Origin of the sequence: Corynebacterium sp. MSK158, from assembly GCF_030229085.1 — a bacterium.
In the GTDB taxonomy this organism is placed as follows: Bacteria; Actinomycetota; Actinomycetes; order Mycobacteriales; family Mycobacteriaceae; genus Corynebacterium.
The window spans coordinates 37883-54215 of record NZ_JASPHJ010000009.1 but is presented as its reverse complement, the minus strand read 5'-3'; the positions used below and the strand labels follow the sequence as shown (position 1 = coordinate 54215).

The 16333-nt window shown below is 58.9% G+C and carries 15 protein-coding genes; 11 read left to right on the top strand and 4 right to left on the bottom strand.

Annotated features, from left to right (window positions below):
* The first annotated feature begins 307 nt into the window (after positions 1–307).
* Positions 308–1216 (top strand): Dyp-type peroxidase, encoded by a 909-nt coding sequence (locus QP915_RS08250; protein ID WP_284768998.1) that lies wholly within the window; start codon positions 308–310, stop codon positions 1214–1216.
* An 11-nt stretch (positions 1217–1227) separates the two neighbouring features.
* Here QP915_RS08250 and QP915_RS08245 read toward each other — a convergent pair whose 3' ends face one another.
* Positions 1228–2541 (bottom strand): SAM-dependent methyltransferase, encoded by a 1314-nt coding sequence (locus tag QP915_RS08245; RefSeq protein ID WP_284768997.1) that lies wholly within the window; start codon positions 2539–2541, stop codon positions 1228–1230.
* A 233-nt stretch (positions 2542–2774) separates the two neighbouring features.
* On the opposite strand from QP915_RS08245, the gene QP915_RS08240 reads away from it, so the two are divergent.
* The 4 genes from QP915_RS08240 (at position 2775) to QP915_RS08225 (ending at position 7335) form a co-directional block, all read left to right on the top strand.
* Positions 2775–4118, top strand: coding sequence for an NAD(P)/FAD-dependent oxidoreductase (locus tag QP915_RS08240; protein WP_284768996.1), 1344 nt, complete (start codon positions 2775–2777; stop codon positions 4116–4118).
* A gap of 246 nt (positions 4119–4364) precedes the next feature.
* Entirely contained in the window at positions 4365–5177 is an 813-nt protein-coding gene (gene thiM / locus QP915_RS08235; RefSeq protein ID WP_284768995.1) for a hydroxyethylthiazole kinase, read from the top strand.
* Complete coding sequence (gene thiE / locus QP915_RS08230) at positions 5178–5807, top strand: thiamine phosphate synthase (RefSeq protein ID WP_284768994.1); 630 nt, start codon at positions 5178–5180, stop codon at positions 5805–5807. It begins immediately after the preceding gene.
* Positions 5800–7335, top strand: coding sequence for a bifunctional hydroxymethylpyrimidine kinase/phosphomethylpyrimidine kinase (locus tag QP915_RS08225; RefSeq protein ID WP_284768993.1), 1536 nt, complete (start codon positions 5800–5802; stop codon positions 7333–7335). Before thiE ends, QP915_RS08225 begins: the two co-directional genes overlap by 8 nt.
* Here QP915_RS08225 and QP915_RS08220 read toward each other — a convergent pair.
* On the bottom strand, positions 7332–7934 hold the full coding sequence (locus QP915_RS08220) for a class I SAM-dependent methyltransferase (protein ID WP_239278830.1): 603 nt from the start codon (positions 7932–7934) through the stop codon (positions 7332–7334). The genes QP915_RS08225 and QP915_RS08220 overlap by 4 nt on opposite strands.
* A 108-nt stretch (positions 7935–8042) precedes the next feature.
* Here QP915_RS08220 and QP915_RS08215 point away from each other — a divergent pair, with 108 nt between their 5' ends.
* Together QP915_RS08215 and QP915_RS08210 are read left to right on the top strand one after the other, a co-directional pair.
* Positions 8043–9116, top strand: a complete 1074-nt coding sequence (locus QP915_RS08215) for a magnesium and cobalt transport protein CorA (RefSeq protein ID WP_284768992.1) — start codon at positions 8043–8045, stop codon at positions 9114–9116.
* Positions 9117–9139: 23 nt separating this feature from the next.
* A complete protein-coding gene (locus QP915_RS08210; protein ID WP_284768991.1) occupies positions 9140–10306 on the top strand; it encodes a saccharopine dehydrogenase family protein in 1167 nt (388 codons plus the stop codon).
* On the opposite strand, the gene QP915_RS08205 is transcribed toward QP915_RS08210, so the two are convergent.
* Positions 10303–10749, bottom strand: a complete 447-nt coding sequence (locus tag QP915_RS08205) for a PaaI family thioesterase (protein ID WP_284768990.1) — start codon at positions 10747–10749, stop codon at positions 10303–10305. The genes QP915_RS08210 and QP915_RS08205 overlap by 4 nt on opposite strands.
* Before the next feature lie 59 nt (positions 10750–10808).
* On the opposite strand from QP915_RS08205, the gene gnd reads away from it, so the two are divergent.
* The 4 genes from gnd to QP915_RS08185 all read left to right on the top strand — a co-directional run bounded on the left by gnd (position 10809) and on the right by QP915_RS08185 (position 15419).
* The gene (gene gnd, locus QP915_RS08200) at positions 10809–12260 is read left to right on the top strand and encodes an NADP-dependent phosphogluconate dehydrogenase (RefSeq protein ID WP_284766463.1); all 1452 of its coding nucleotides are present in this window, start codon (positions 10809–10811) and stop codon (positions 12258–12260) included.
* Between the two features lie 109 nt (positions 12261–12369).
* A complete protein-coding gene (locus QP915_RS08195; protein WP_284768989.1) occupies positions 12370–13668 on the top strand; it encodes a DEAD/DEAH box helicase in 1299 nt (432 codons plus the stop codon).
* 19 nt (positions 13669–13687) lie between these two features.
* Positions 13688–14536: a 3-methyladenine DNA glycosylase gene (locus QP915_RS08190; protein ID WP_284766461.1), complete on the top strand. Its 849-nt coding sequence runs from the start codon at positions 13688–13690 to the stop codon at positions 14534–14536.
* Positions 14537–14576: 40 nt separating this feature from the next.
* The gene (locus QP915_RS08185) at positions 14577–15419 is read left to right on the top strand and encodes a hypothetical protein (RefSeq protein ID WP_284768988.1); all 843 of its coding nucleotides are present in this window, start codon (positions 14577–14579) and stop codon (positions 15417–15419) included.
* A gap of 284 nt (positions 15420–15703) precedes the next feature.
* Here QP915_RS08185 and QP915_RS08180 read toward each other — a convergent pair whose 3' ends face one another.
* Entirely contained in the window at positions 15704–16267 is a 564-nt protein-coding gene (locus QP915_RS08180; RefSeq protein WP_204609122.1) for a MerR family transcriptional regulator, read from the bottom strand.
* Between the last annotated feature and the right edge of the window lie 66 nt (positions 16268–16333).

Here is a 16333-nt window from a genome sequence, read left to right as displayed (position 1 = left end):
CGGGGCGTCGCCAAGCAAAGCGCCGCAACATTGCGCGGACATTGAAAGAAGCTGAACCGGGCCCAGTAGATGGGCCGGAAAGATGAGTTAGCACTCGGGCGCATATGGGAGCGACACACGAAGGCCTTCGGATATCTGTAATTGTCCGATAATTCACATTATGTCACTTTAAAGATGGGTGCGGTTCCCTCTCTTTGCTCTATCGTCGTACATGGCTTGCTGTCGCGGTCCTGAGATGGCCTCCACCAAGGGGCAATCCCACCCCGCTGGCGTCCTGAAAGGCAGACGAGTGCGTAAAATTGACACCATGACAATTCAGCACGTAGTAGATAAGCCTTCCCGCGCAGCTCTCTTTCTTGTCCTTGAGATCAAGGACGGCGGTGAGCAAGCCACCCGCGATATGCTCACGGGGTTTGCCGGACTGTTTAAGTCCGTCAATTTCCGCTATAACGAAGGCGAACTTTATACCGTAGTTGGCATTGGTGCCTCCATGTGGCGACGTTTGACCAGTGCACCTATGCCCGAACGCCTGAAGGAATTTGAGGCAATTGACGCCGCGCATAAGGCCCCGGCCACGCCAGGCGATATTCTTCTACACTTCCGTGCAAATAACTATGACCTGTGTCATGAGATGGCCCGCCAAGTACTGGATCAGCTGGGCGATGCCGCCAGGGTTATCGATGAGACCCAAGGTTTCAAGTACCTAGACCAGCGCGACTTGCTGGGCTTTGTGGATGGCACCGCCAATCCCCTCGCCGAAGAGGCTTTAGATACCGTGCTGCTTGGCGACGACGCCGACTACCCCCGTGGCTCCTATGTCACCGTCCAAAAATATATCCACGACCTAGCCAAGTGGAACGAGCTGAGCACCGAGGAGCAAGAAAAGGTGATCGGCCGCACCAAGGCCGACGGTATCGAGTTGGATGACGATACCAAGCCCACTAATTCTCACGTAGCCCTCAATGACCTAGAGGAAGATATTTACCGCGAGAACATGGTCTTTGGCTCTTTCGCCGCGGGTGAGATGGGTACTTACTTCATTGGTTATGCCAAGGACCCAGAAAACGTCATGGAGCGCCTGCGCAATATGTTCATTGGCAAGCCGGAGGGAAACTACGACCGCATCTTGGACTTTTCCACCGCGCTTACAGGCACCAATTTCTTTGTGCCCAGCGCGGATCTGATGAAGAACTTCGACGAACTGCCGCCGGCCTAACGGCCGCCCACCTAACGCCGGCCCCCGCGGTTGCGGTGGGCCAACCCAAATTGCACCGAGTCAATCATCCCGAGCGTCATAAGGGCCTCGCGGAGGGCAAATTGGAAGGTCCACAAGCGGCGGAAGACTGGGTCGAATCCAGCGGCCGCTGCCTCCCGTAGGTGCCCATCAAAAAAGGATCGCTGCTGACGCAGGGACTCCAGGTAATGGGTGCCCACGTGTGTTTCGGACACGATGCGCAGGTTCGAGTTCTTATCTACTAGCTGGTGCATTTCGGTGGTGAACGGATAGTCCAACCCCGGCCACACATAGGCTCGCAAAGCCTGAAGCGAGGCCCTACCGGCCTCAGTCATCGACTCGGTCGCCACGATGGACTGGATTCCTGCCCGCCCATTAGGCGTCAAGAAGCGGTCAATTGCGCGGATGTACTCCTTGCGCTCACTAGCGCTGAGTTGTTCTACCTTTTCTACGGTGACGATGGCGTCATAGTGCCCGTGCCACTGCTTGGGGTTCGGGACGACGCCGGGAATGCGCTCGATATGGATGGAATCGTCTGCTCCCTCGAATACGAGGGCCTCGCGCATGTGGCTCATTTGGTCCACATCACTTGTCAAAACGTCCACTGTAGCGCGCCGCTTAGTCGCCCGCATCGCGGGCTGCATTCCGGCAGCCGGGTACACCAACAGGTGGGTTCCGGCGCCGGTACGGGTGGCGTCAAGCAGCCAATCCGCTGCGCGGCGCTGCGCATCTCCTAGGTCATCCCTGTCCACACTCGTGGGCTCACTCAGCGTCGTGACATCGACGAAGTGGCTCTTCGGTTCCTTGCGGCCGGCCTTGGGGCTATAGCTTTCCACCGTTTCCCTAATGGTGGTCGGTACACCACTGGAAAATATCCCACCTACATGGCTTAATCCATCGCCGGCATAGAGCCGAACCAATTCCAGAGGCAGCTCCCCTGGCTCCGACTTACCAGCACCTAGCACCTTGGCTTTGGGAAGGTAGCCCACTCCCAATAGGCGGCCGAGCACCTTTACCAGCTGCGAGGAAGAGGTAACGGTCCACTCTCCTGCCATATAACTTTCCGCAAATCCCAGCCAACCGCTAGCGGCAATGCGCTCAAACAAGGCATCATGCCCCACCTTGAGATCTGGTCCGCCTTCGGCTTCGAGGTCTAGTTCTAGTCCGGCATCATCGCAGGCCTTGGCAAATTCAGCCTCTGCCCGGCGGGCTTTCATTCCAGGCCAACGAGGTGCGGGCACCGTAGCCACATTGGGCCAGGATTCTGCATCGATAGAGCTCAAATGCTCAGGGCGGGTAAAAGTCATAATGCCAGGTGCGCTCCTTGGTGGGCGGAGGAAGTCACTATCCGGAACAACCTTAGTCAGCTTTGTGCGCACCCCGGTTTAGGCGCTCCGCACAGCCGCGCCGGTTCTTCCCACGGAAACCGCAACGGAGCGGCGGAAGTTTATCAGTCATTAAGTATGCGCGTTCTGTTTGAAGTGTTTAGACTGTATGGGTACTAAACATTAGCTTTCTTAAGGAAGGTCGCATTAAATCCATGACTGATACCCCTTATCGTCCTAACGGCGGCCGTCACCACGTCGTCGTGGTTGGCGCCGGCTTCGGTGGTCTCAACACCGTTCAGAAGCTGAAGAACGCCGATGTGGAAATCACCCTCATCGATAAGAAGAACCACCACCTGTTCCAGCCGATGCTGTACCAGGTAGCAACTGGCATGATTTCCGCCGGTGAGGTTGCCCCTTCCACCCGCCAGCTGCTGCGCGATCAGGACAACGTCCACTTCGTCAACGCTGAGGTAACTGATATAAACCTGGCGGATCAGACGGTGACCGCCGAGCAGGACGAGTTCTCCCGCACCTATGCTTATGACTCCCTGGTTGTCGCCGCAGGTTCCGGTCAATCCTACTTTGGCAACGACCACTTCGCTGAATTCGCCCCAGGCATGAAGACCTTGGACGATGCTTTGGAGCTGCGCTCTCGCATCATCTCGGCGTTTGAAAAGGCTGAGCTTACCGACGACCCCGCAGAGCGCGAGCGCCTGCTCACCTTCATCATCGTTGGTGCTGGCCCAACCGGCGTTGAGCTCACCGGCCAGATTGCCGAATTGGCAAACCGTACCCTCAACGATGTCTACTCCAACTACGGCACCACCTCTGCCAAGATTTACCTGCTCGATGGCGCCCCACAGGTACTGCCGCCATTTGGTAAGCGCCTAGGCCGCAAGGCTCAGCGCACCTTGGAGAAGGAAGGCGTACAGGTGCACCTGAACGCTATGGTGACCGATGTAACCGCGGACACCGTCACCTACAAGGACATGAAGACCGAGGAGGAGACCACCCTGACGGGTGCTACCAAGATCTGGTCTGCTGGTGTGGCCGCTTCCCCACTGGGCAAGATGGTTGCAGAGCAGGCTGGCGTCGAGGCAGACCGCGCAGGTCGCGTCTCCGTGAACGAGGACCTGACCGTGGGCGAGCACAATAACGTCTACATGGTCGGTGACATGATCTCCCTCAACCGCCTGCCAGGTCTGGCACAGGTTGCAATCCAGGGTGGCGCGCACGTCGCTAAGCTCATTCAGGCCAAGGTGGACGAGGAATCTACCGCTAATGAGAAGGAAGCCTTCGACTACTTTGACAAGGGCTCCATGGCCATCGTCAAGCGCTTCAACGCCGTCGTTAAGCTGGGCAAGACCGAGTTCGGTGGCTTTGCCGGTTGGGTAGCATGGCTTGGCCTGCACCTGACCTACGTTATTGGTCTGCGCAGCCGCTTGGCCGTGCTGGTTAACTGGGCAACCAATATCCTCTCCCGCGACCGCGGCAATCTGGAAATCACCAACCAGCAGCGCATCGCACGCAATATCATTAACAAGAACGAGAAGTAATAACTCCTCGCTCGCATCGCCGCCCCACCTGCTGCAAAGCAGGCTCTGGGCGGCGATTTTTATCTTCCCGGGCTACCCGTTGCTAGCGCCAGCGATTCCACTACTGGGGCGACCGAACGCCGATTTTCGCACATAGTTTCCGTGACCTTTGTTAGGCTGAGACACGCAACATGGGGTGCCGCACATGGTGCGGCTGAGAAATACCCATCGAACCTGCACTCAGTTAGAACTAGCGAAGGGATAGTTGTGGATTATGCTTTTCTGCGCGCACACGACGCTGTGCGCGAGTCCACGCCGCTTATTCAATGTTTGACCAATAAGGTCGTCAGTAACGTCACCGCCAATGCCCTGCTGGCCATCGGGGCTAGCCCAGCGATGGTCGATACGCCGGAGGAATCGCGCGAATTCGCGCAGGTAGCCAGCGGCGTACTCATCAATTGCGGCACGCCCAGCTCCGAGCAATACGGCGGCATGCGCGAGGCCATCGCTGGGGCGAGGTCCGCACAAACCCCTTGGGTACTCGATCCGGTAGGTGCCGGCGGCCTGAGCCAACGCACCGAATTCATGCGCGAGGTGCTGCCACTTGGCCCGGGCGCAGTTCGTGGCAACGCATCAGAAATCATCGCCCTCGCAGGTACCGGGCAGGGCGGCCGAGGCGTCGAATCTACCGATGGCGTGGAAGCCGCCTTGGACTCGGCAGTAGCACTTTCCCGGGATACCGGCGCCGTCGTGGCCATTTCCGGCCCGAGGGATCTTATCGTCCATGTCGGCGATACAACGCGTGCCGTCTACCTCGAATCGGGGCACCCGATGCTCCAGAACGTCATCGGTACCGGCTGTTCGCTTGGTGCTATCTGCGCCGCATATCTGGCAGCGTGGGAGGATCCTTTCGAAGCGATTATCGCAGCCCACGCGCACGTTGGCGCAGCAGGTAGCGTGGCCGCCGAAAAGCACCACGCCCCCGGCTCCTTTGCCGTTGCTTGGCTGGATGCGCTCTACGATGTTCCGACCGCGGATATCGAGGGCCTGGTCAAGCTCACTGACCTAGAGGAGGTTTAAGTGTCTATTGACTGGACGCTCTACTTGGTCACCGATCCAGATCTGGCTGGCGGTCGAGACAACGTGGTTTCCATCGTGCAGGAAGCTGTACGCGGCGGTGTTACCGTTGTCCAGCTCCGGGACAAGGAAGCTAGCGATGAACAGATCGAGCGCACCGCACGCGAATTGCTTGGCGTACTGGGCGATGTCCCGCTATTCATCAATGACCGCGTAGAGGTGGCCGCAAAACTCGGGTGCCACCTGCACATTGGGCAGGATGATATGGCTTTTCGCGAGGCCCGGGAGAAGCTGGGTGAGGGCCAGCTTATTGGCTTATCCATCGGCAGCCACGAGGAGCTTGCTGCTATTGCAGACGATGCGCGCCCAGATGTCATCGGCATCGGGCCCGTACATTCGACGGCAACGAAGAAAAACGCCCCAGCCGGCATGGGTACATCTGCGGCAGCAGCACTCGCCCACGCCGCACGTGAGCGTGGCATCGAGTCCGTCGCCATCGGCGGAATCAAGACCCATAATGCGCACGAGCTGGCGGGCAGCGACTTTGCCGGAATTTGCGTAGTCAGCGACATCATGGCGGCCGAGGACCCCGCAGCAGCCGCCGCCCAGCTTAAGGAGGCTTTCCATGGCTAAAGGCATCTATCCTCGAGTACTGTCCATTGCCGGCACCGATCCCACTGGCGGAGCAGGAATTCAGGCCGACCTGAAATCCATCTCTGCCGCAGGCGGCTACGGTATGAGCGTCGTGACGGCGTTGGTGGCTCAAAACACTCAGGGTGTTCGCAGCGTCCACATACCACCGGTGGACTTTCTGCAGGAGCAACTAGACTCCGTCATCGATGATGTGGAGATTGATGCGGTAAAGATTGGCATGCTTGCCGACGCCGCCATTACCGCCAAGGTCGCAGACTTCCTGCGGCGCCTGCCGGACGATGTCCCCGTGGTACTTGATCCGGTAATGGTGGCAACCAGCGGAGATCGCCTGCTGGAGAAGGAAGCAGAACAGGCCGTGCGCGATCTCTGCTCCCAGGTGGATCTCATCACCCCGAACTTGAAGGAATTGGCAGTCCTTACCCAGACGGACGAGGCGAGCGACCTAGAAGAGGCGATTGCCACGGCAAAGGAGTGGGCAAAGGCTGCTAATACCGCGGTCGTCGTCAAGGGCGGGCACCTCGATGCCGACATCGCCGACAATGCGGTGGTCAATGCGGATGGGTTGGTACACCGCGTTGCCGCAAGCCGAGTGGACACGAAGAATACGCACGGAACTGGCTGTTCCCTTTCTTCTGCCCTAGCCACCCGCCTGGGAGGCGGCGATAGCCCCGCGGCAGCTCTGGCGTGGTCCACCCAATGGCTGCACGAGGCGATTGCTAATGCGGATGCGCTTCACGTGGGCAAGGGACACGGACCCGTGGACCACCTGCACCGCTCGCAGCGTCTCATGCAGGCGGCCTCTGCCCTGCCCCAGCCGTACTTATCCGGCAAGCTGGTAGAACCGGAAAGCGTCGACCAGCCCCGCGTTCCCGCGGCCGGCCCACACACGCAACGCCTGTGGAATCTAGCCGGGGATCACTGGGAGGCTATCAAGGCACTGCCCTTTATTCGGGCCTTGGGCACGGGAGCGTTGGAAAAGGATGCCTTTGGCTTCTACCTCGACCAAGATGCCCAGTATCTTAATGCTTACTCCAAGGCATTGGCTCGCCTCGCCAGCCAAGCCCCAGAAGCGGCACAGCAGCTGCACTGGGCTGAGGGAGCGCATGATTGCTTGGCGGTGGAGGCCGAGCTGCACCGGGGCTGGCTCGAGAGCGATATCACGACCGCAGCATCCCGGGTTACTAGCGCCTATACGGATTTCCTCATCCGCTCGACGCATACGGATGACTACGCGGTGGGCGCTGCGGCGGTACTGCCCTGCTACTGGCTATATGCAGAGGTAGGCCTCCACCTTGCAGAATTTGATTCCCCCGAACACCCCTATCACTCCTGGCTTTCCATGTACGGCGGCGAGGACTTCCTTAACGGGGTTCGCGCGAGCCTCGACATCGTCGAACAAGCCCTTGCCGGGGCGGATGAGCGCACCCGCCTGCGGGCCGAGCGCGCCTATATTACCGCCAGCCACCATGAGGTCGACTTCTTCGACCAAGCCGATAGGCGCTTTTAGGCCAGCAAGTCCGACCCAGGGCGCGAAAGAACGGCGACGAGGAAGGTGGAATGCTCCGAGAAGAGCTTCATGTCCCACGAGGAGAAAGTGAAGTCGACTCGGTAGCCCACCTTCTGTGCCATGTCAAGGAAATCAGAAAATTCCCACCCACGGCCCTCGCCAAAGCCGGTGACGAGGCGACCACCGGGCTTGAGAGAATTATAGATATTGCGCAGAGCGGGCTCGCGGCCTTCCTTTGCTAGAAAGCCCATGACATTGCCGGCGGATACGGCGATATCAAAGGGACCTTCTGGCACCTCTTCCTCGCACAGGTCTCCCACGAACCATTGCCCCTCTGAGAAATCGTGCTCAGCGTGCTCGATGAGAATGGGGTCTACATCGACGCCCACTACGCTGTGGCCACGGCGAAGCAGCTCGCCGCCGACGCGGCCGGTGCCACAGCCGGCATCGAGGATGGTGGAGTTGCGCTCCACCATGGCGTCGATAAGCCGAGCCTCGCCATTAATGTCTTTCCCCTGTGCGGCAAGCACCTTCCATTTGCGGGCAAAGTTATGAGAGTGCTCGGGATTAGCTTCGGTTACTTCTTTCCACGTAGGCATAGATTCGATTATATTACCCGGCTTCGGTGTAAGATTTACCCGCTGCGTAAAATCGCCGCCTGCCCATTGGGAAAATATCCGCACTACCGCGCAAAGGAGGCTGAAAAGATGCCATCCGTACCTTCACCCTTTAGGGGCCGCAAGAAACCCGAGCCTCCTAGTAAGCCCACTTCCCTGGCGGTACCACCGGAGCGCGCCATCGAACATTGCCGCGTCTTTGTGGATGGCGAGGCGCTTCCCGGGGAGTATTCCACCAGCTCCGCGCTGGAAGCCATTGAGGAATACGGCCGCGGATTTATTTGGGTTGGTCTGCATGAGCCCTATGAGTCCCAGATGACCAAAGTGGCCTCCCAGTTTGGCATCCATGAACTCATCGTAGAAGACGCCGTTATGGCCCATCAACGCCCTAAGCTCGAACGCTACGATGATCAGCTCTTCGTGGTCGCGCGTTCGGTGAACTACCGCGATCATGATGAGGTCACGGATAAGCGCCAGATCATTTCTACCGGCGAGATCCAGATGATTATGGGCTCCAACTTCATCATCACCGTCCGCCACGGGGCAAAGCTGCCCAACCTGGCATATACGGTGGAAGATGAGCAGGACTTGGTGGAGCTCGGCCCAGTGGCCATGGCCTGGAAGATCCTGGATATGATGGTGGACCGCTACTCGGAGATTTCCCGCCTTATCAGTATCGAGGTCGATGAGCTGGAAGAAGAAATCTTTACCCCGAACCTCAAGTTTGATGTAGACCGCATCTACATGTTCAAGCGTGAGGTGCTGGAGATGAAGCATGCCATTGACCCACTTTCGGTGGCACTGAAATCCATGGTCTCGGACCACAAGGATTTAATTTCCAAGCAATTGCGCTCCTACCTGCGCGATGTCAACGACCATGAGCTCGTGGTCAAGGACCAAGTATCCAGCTTCGATGAGCGCCTTACCTCGCTTATCGACGCCTCGGTAGCCAAGGTAACGATGCAACAGAACTCAGATATGCGCACCATTTCCGCGGTCGTAGGCATGTGGGCCGCGCCTACCCTGGTGGCGGGTATCTACGGTATGAACTTCGACATTATGCCGGAGCTGCACTGGGCGCTGGGATACCCCATGGCGATTATCATCATGATCTTGGTCGTTGTGGGCCTGTGGGCTTGGTTCCGAAAGAACCACTGGCTCTAATCCCTCCGGTACGCTGGTGCTCTATGAGCGATATCACTGTTTATGGCGCTACCGGGCTGGTCGGCCAATTGGTGGCGCGCTACCTTGCCTCGATTAACGCGCCCTCTGTGACTCTGGCCGGCCGGAACCGACCGGTGCTAGCCGCGCTGCGCGATGAACTCAATCCGCACTGGGACATCGCCATCGCCGCCGCCGATGATGCCGCCGCTGTGGAGCGCATGGTGGAAGGTACCAAGGTGCTAATCACCGTGGTCGGCCCCTACAGTCTATATGGCGGCCACGTCGTTGCTGCCTGCGCGCGCCATGGCGTGGACTATGTTGACCTCTGCGGTGAGGTTCCCTTTATTCGCCGAAGCATCGATTCCCACCACGCCACCGCCCAATCCACGGGTGCGCGCATCGTTCACTCCTGCGGCTTTGATTCCGTGCCCTCAGATATTGGCATGCTCAATCTCTACCAGGCGGCAGGAAAGCCGTTTGCACGAGTACAGATGGTCGTCGACAAGCTCAAAGGCGGAATCTCTCCGGGCACCATCGAGTCTTCCCTGCAGGTCTCGCATGCTGCGCACGCGGATAAAGAGGTAGCCCGCAACCTGCACAATCCTTACTCACTGGACCCGGATCCCAAGGCCGGGCCACGCTTAGACGGCCTCCAGAAGGACTTCGAAATTAAAGAGCTCGACGGCGTGGGCTGGGTAGGCCCCTTTTTCATGTCCATGTTCAATACCCGCGTGGTGCGCCGCTCTAACGCTCTGCTGGGGCGCGCGTGGGGCACACGCCTATTTTACAAGGAAGCATGGTGGGCTGGCACCGGTCTTGCCGGTCGCGTACGCGCCTATGGGCTGGCGCTCGCCACCAAGATACTTTTCGATGGCACTCAGTCGCGCCTGCGCCCACTGGTGGAAAAGGTCCTGCCCACACCCGGACCTAGCGGTGCGCATTTCCAAGTCAGCCACCACGGCATTACCGAAGATGGCGAACGTTGGCGGGCAACTGTGTCGGCACAAGGCGACCCAGGTTATGAAGTCACCGCAATGATGATGAGCCAGGCTGCGCTCTGCTTGCTCGATTCGCGCTCCGGTACTAACCGCGCAGGCGGCGTACTCACCCCGGCCACCGGACTTGGAAAGCCTTATCTGCAGCGGCTTTCCGCCCACGGCATGTCTTTTACCGCCGCTCGGGTGAACTAACGCAGAATCATTGTGCGCAAGGTGGTGCGGGCGATAAGCGCGCGGCCTTGCCGCATCTCGACGCTCCACACATGGGTGCGGCCGCCTAGCTGCACTGGCGTAGCCACGGCTTCTAACTCGCCCTCACCTGTGGATCGAATAAAGTCGCTGGAGTTATTGACGCCGACCGCGGGGGCGTCGGCAGCCGCCACGCTGGCAATGGAGGCCACGGTTTCTGCGATAGAGCAATACAACCCGCCGTTGGCTACTCCCCAGGGCTGGTGATGCTCCGGCAGCACCTGCAGTGTCGCCCGGGCCTCGCACGGGCCCACGTGGGTGAACTGCAGTCCTAGCAATGCCGCAAGGCCGCCGTTTAGGGCATTGAGAGACTCCAGTTCTTCTGCAGTGAGCACACGCGTGTGCGCGAGGTGGAGCAAGTCATTGAGTTTCTGCGTATCCGACATAGTCCACCAGCCTAGCCATTGATGCCAGCCTCGCATCCTAGTGACGTAGGATAGGCAGCATGACTGATAAGAATGAACTTGCTCAGATTGGCGTCGTGGGATTGGCGGTCATGGGTTCTAATTTGGCCCGCAACTTTGCCCGCAACGGCAATACCGTAGCGGTGTATAACCGCAGCCCTGAAAAGACTCATGCACTCATTGAGGCCCACGGTGAAGAAGGCAACTTCGTGCCTTCGGAATCCATCGAGGACTTTGTGGCTTCTTTGGAGCGCCCACGCAAGGCAATCATCATGGTCAAGGCTGGCAAGGCCACCGATGCGGTCATCGATCAGCTGGCCGAGGCCATGGATGATGGCGATATCATCATCGACGGCGGAAATGCCTTGTTCACTGACACCATTCGCCGCGAGAAGGACGTAGCCGCCCGCGGCAAGCATTTCGTCGGCGCCGGAATCTCCGGCGGCGAGGAGGGCGCGCTCAATGGCCCCTCCATCATGCCCGGCGGCCCCAAGGAGTCGTGGGACACCCTCGGCCCGATTCTTGAGTCCATCGCTGCGAATGTGGACGGCACCCCGTGTGTCACCCACATTGGTCCCGACGGCGCCGGCCACTTTGTCAAGATGGTCCACAATGGCATCGAGTACGCCGATATGCAGGTCATCGGAGAGGCTTATCAGCTGCTGCGCTATGGCGCAGGCATGGAGCCGGCCGAAATCGCAGAGGTATTCCGCGAATGGAACTCCGGCGACCTTGATTCCTACCTCATTGAAATTACCGCCGAGGTTCTGGCCCAAAAGGATCCGGAGACTGGCGCCCCGCTTGTCGACGTCATCGTGGACGCCGCCGGCCAGAAGGGAACCGGCCGCTGGACTGCCATCAATGGATTGGAGCTCGGCGTTCCGATTACCGGTATTGCCGAATCCGTCTTCGCCCGCGCGCTGTCCTCCTCCACCGCGCAGCGCAGCGCCGCACAAGAAGGCCAGCTTCCCGCCGGCACCATCAAGGCGCTCGATGTGGACAAGACTGAGTTCATCGAGGATGTCCGCCGCGCACTCTATGCCGCCAAGCTCATTGCCTACTCCCAGGGCTTTGACGAGATTAAGGCAGGTTCCGAAGAATTCGGTTGGGACGTTGACCCGCGCGATCTAGCAACCATCTGGCGCGGCGGCTGCATCATCCGCGCCAAGTTCCTGGATCGCATCCGCGCAGCCTATGACAATAATGCGGACCTGCCCGCCCTCATTCTCGACCCCTACTTCAAGGGCGAGCTGGAAGACCTCATCGACCCTTGGCGCCGCGTGGTTGTCGCCGCTACCCAGCTGGGACTTCCGGCACCGGTCTTTGCGTCGTCCCTCTCCTACTACGACAGCCTGCGTGCCGAGCGCCTGCCGGCCGCTCTCATTCAGGGCCAGCGCGATTTCTTCGGCGCCCACACCTTCAAGCGCACCGACAAGCCGGGCACCTTCCACATTGAGTGGTCCGGTGACCGCAGCCTGACCCAAACTGACTAGATTCGCAGTGACGTGTTCAGGGGCCCTTCGGGGCCCCAATCACGTTTCCGAGCAGGTCTTTCCCGTTGAATGCGGCGATCCGACACGCTGCCGATAGGATGGGAAAGCGATGACTACTTTTGCCGATCTCGGCCTTCCCCAGCGCCTGGTGCACGTTCTGCACAACCAAGGCATTACCGAACCGTTTCCTATTCAAAAAGCCGCGATTCCCGACGCCCTCGCAGGCAAAGACGTACTCGGCCGCGGCCCTACCGGGTCGGGCAAAACCTATACCTTTGGCCTGCCCATGCTCGCCCGCCTTGCCGGAACAGGTGCATCCAAGCCTGCTCATCCCCGTGCGCTCATCCTCGCCCCCACCCGCGAGTTGGCTACTCAAATTCACCAGCGCCTTGATGAACCTGCGGCAACGCTGGGCTTAAGAGTGCTCGCTGTCGTGGGCGGGGTAAATATTAATCACCATATCCGCTCCCTCGCCCGCCCCGTTGATGTTCTTGTTGCTACCCCTGGCCGTGCCCAGGATCTCATTGACCAGGGCAAGCTGCATTTGGATGCGGTCCAGATTACTGCACTGGATGAAGCCGACCAGATGGCCGATATGGGCTTTTTGCCCCAGGTACGCAAACTTCTGCGCCTAACTCCGGCGCAAGGCCAGCGCTTGCTGTTTTCGGCGACGCTTGACGGCGAAGTCAATAAGCTGGTGGAGCAATTCCTCCATGACCCGGTGGTCCACTCCACAGCCCCGGTGCAAGCTGCAGTGGATTCCATGTCCCATCACCTCTTTTTCGTCGGCGAGCGTCCCGCCCGCAACGAGGTGGTGCTGCGCATCGCTGCCCGCCAAGGCAAAACCATCATGTTTATGCGCACCAAGCACGGCGTGGACAGGCAGGTCAAGAAATTGCGTCGCTCTGGCATCAACGCTTATCCATTGCATGGCGATAAAGGCCAAGGCGCGCGTACCCGCGCAATCGAAGGCTTCGCCGATGGCAGCATTCCGGTCTTGGTCGCCACCGATATTGCCGCCCGCGGTATCGATATTGCGGACGTTTCACTCGTCGTTCACGTCGATCCGCCCGCAGAGCACAAAGCCTATCTCCATCGCGCCGGCCGCACGGCACGCGGCGGTGCTGCGGGTACCGTGATCACTTTGGTCATGGATGAACAACGCAAAGAAGTAGCCGCTCTCATTAAGAAAGCCGGGGTCACAGCTACGGAGCACGATATTTCTCACCGTGACAATCCTGCTGGCGCACCGATCCTTAAGGAGATTACGGGCGCTCGCAAGCCCAATGGCCCTGCCCTTCCCCCACCCGGGCAGAGCGCGCCCCAGAAACCGGCGAAATCTGTCAAGAAGTCCAACTCTCAACGCCGCCGCTCGGACGGCAAAGTCGCCCGCCGCCGACGCCGTTAAGTCAAGGAGGTGAACGCTCATGCGCATCTTGAGCCCTGAGGACTGGAGTGCTCAACAGCATGAACACGAAAAGCAAGCCACAGACCGCTTAGAGCGCTTCCGGCATCCTGGCAGCTACCACCCTGTTTTCGATTTTCTCTTTGAGTACTACCCCGTACGTCCCTCTCACCTAAAGCGCTGGCACCCGGGGGTAGGAACTGCGCTAGCAGGCACTCCTCCGCACGCTGAATGGCGGGATTACCACGCCACCTCAGAAGGCATCACCGTCGACCTCGCCAGCTTTCTAGAGCGTCGAGGTGACTCGGTTCGCTATATCTCCAATCTGCTTCGGCGTTCCGCTACCAATCCGGTCCACTTTGACTGCTTCGGTCTTCATGAATGGGCAATGGTCTACCACACGGATTCCCCGCGTCATTCGTTGCCCTTGCGGCTCGGTGCGGACGGCACCAACCGGGTTGTCGATGAGCACTCAATTAAGTGTTCTCACTATGATGCTTTCCGGTTCTTTACCCCTCCCGCTCGGCCTCTTAACCTCACTGTCCTGCATCGTGAAGATCAGCCCAACAATGACCAGGCAGGCTGCGTACACGTCACGATGGATCTATATAAGTGGGCCTGGAAGCTGGGACCACTCGTACCAGGCGAACTTTTCCTTGAATGTCTGGATTTGGCTATTGAAGCGCGCATCCTTGACATGGAGGCATCTCCTTATGACTGCCGTGATTGGGGACTTGGCGTGGTACCCATCGAGACCCCTGAGGGCAAGGCCGAGTACGTCTCGAGGCAAAGAACGCTGGCGCTCACAGCTAAACCACTGCGAGACCGGCTTGTCGCTGTGATAGATCAAGCACTTGCCCCGCTAGAATGAGCCACTAACAACGGCAGTTTGTTTGGGAGGAAGACACCACATGGCACGGCATTCAAACGGGAAAAATAGCTTCGCAGTAGCGGGATGGGTTATTGCGGTGGCTATTATCGCGCTACTGGCCATAATTGCCTTGGTGGTCTTCCTTTTGCGCGGCGCAGGCAATGACGACGGCGAAGACTCCGCCGCACCCGCCGCAGTGGAAAGCAGCACCGAAGACGCACCGGAGACCAGTACGACAGCTGCTTCCAGTGCTTCCACCTCCGCTGCCCCCAAGAGTTCTTCCCCGAAGAGCTCCGCTCCAGCGACGAGTTCCGCAGCAGCTCCCAAGCCCGATGTGACGATGGCGGCAAATACGCTCCTGCTCTTGGATACCTCTACGGCCATGGCGCCGATGTACGGCCCTGTATCCGAAGCCTTGGGCACCACTGCTTCTGACCTAGCCGCTGACGGCGGAGCAGTTTCTTTGTGGAACTACTCCTCTCCTATCTCCGAGACCGCCACGGTTGGGTTCCGACAAAACCTGGGCTTTGGCGATGGCAACGCTGTATCCGGCACGCTCAGTGGCTTTGGAACTGGCGGTGTTCCGCAAACGCGCAGCGCCGTTGTAGCAGCTGTCGCGAATGCCGCCGATCAAGCCGCTGGAACTGGCGACAAGGCACGCGTAGTCGTAGTAACTACTGGCACCGAGCAGGACATGGATGATGCTCAATTCACCTCCGCTCTTAAAGACGCCACCTCCAAGGACGTTTCCCTCAGCGTCGTCCATGTCGGTGAAGGCAATGTCGATGCCGCACTGAAGTCCGCGGCTGATAGCTTCACCTCTGTTGACTCAGCCGATGAAGCGACGGTCTCTGGAGCAATTAATAAGGCCGCAGGAGTCTAATACGCAGCTCTTCCTTGCCCACGGCACCGAACGACGCCTCGTTCGGTGCCTTTCTTGTCGGCTTATTGTGACTAGTGCTCTCCTACACCTCGGAACTACAGGCGCTGCACCAGATATAAACACAGAGTCGTCTCGGGTACTAAGCCTGGGCTGGACTTCGATCCCGCGAGGCCACACAGCGCGGAATAGACTGTCTTGGATGGTGCACTCATTGCGATAGAAATCAAAAATCCACCCTCCTTCCCCGTGAGCTGGGAAGGAGGGTGGATTCTGTGTGGACGAGCCTAGGAGCTCTTGCGCTTGCGACGAGCGGCCAACTCGTCGAGGCCGACTACATTGTCTTCGGCGAAGTCTTCGATGCGCTCCGAAGGGAAGGAAGAAATGGTGCCGGACAGCTCCTTCAAAATGCCTGGAACTGCAATGCCGAAGACGCCTTGGCCGCCGGCGAGCAAGTCAATGACCTCATCGTTGGAACGGCACTCATAAACGGTAGTGCCGTCGGATACGAGGGTGAGCTCTGCTAGGTCATTCACACCACGATCCCGCAGGGACTCAACTGCCAATCGGATATTTTGCAGAGAGATGCCGGTATCCAGGAGGCGCTTCACAATCTTGAGCACCAGTACATCCTTAAAGGAGTACAGGCGCTGGGAGCCGGAGCCGCGCGCCGTGCGGATGGAAGGGTTGACCAGGTTGGTGCGTGCCCAATAGTCCAGCTGGCGGTAGGTGATGCCGGCAACTTGGCAAGCGATGGGAACGCGGTAGCCCACCTCTTCGTCGGGTCCGACGTCAAAAAGCGATTCCTGTACGTAGGTGGATTCGGACTGGGAGTCCTCGTTAATGCTCACGTAATTACTCCAATGGGGTTTGTTGGAAGTTCTAAAGATCAATTAAAAGCCAAGCGCATACGCCCG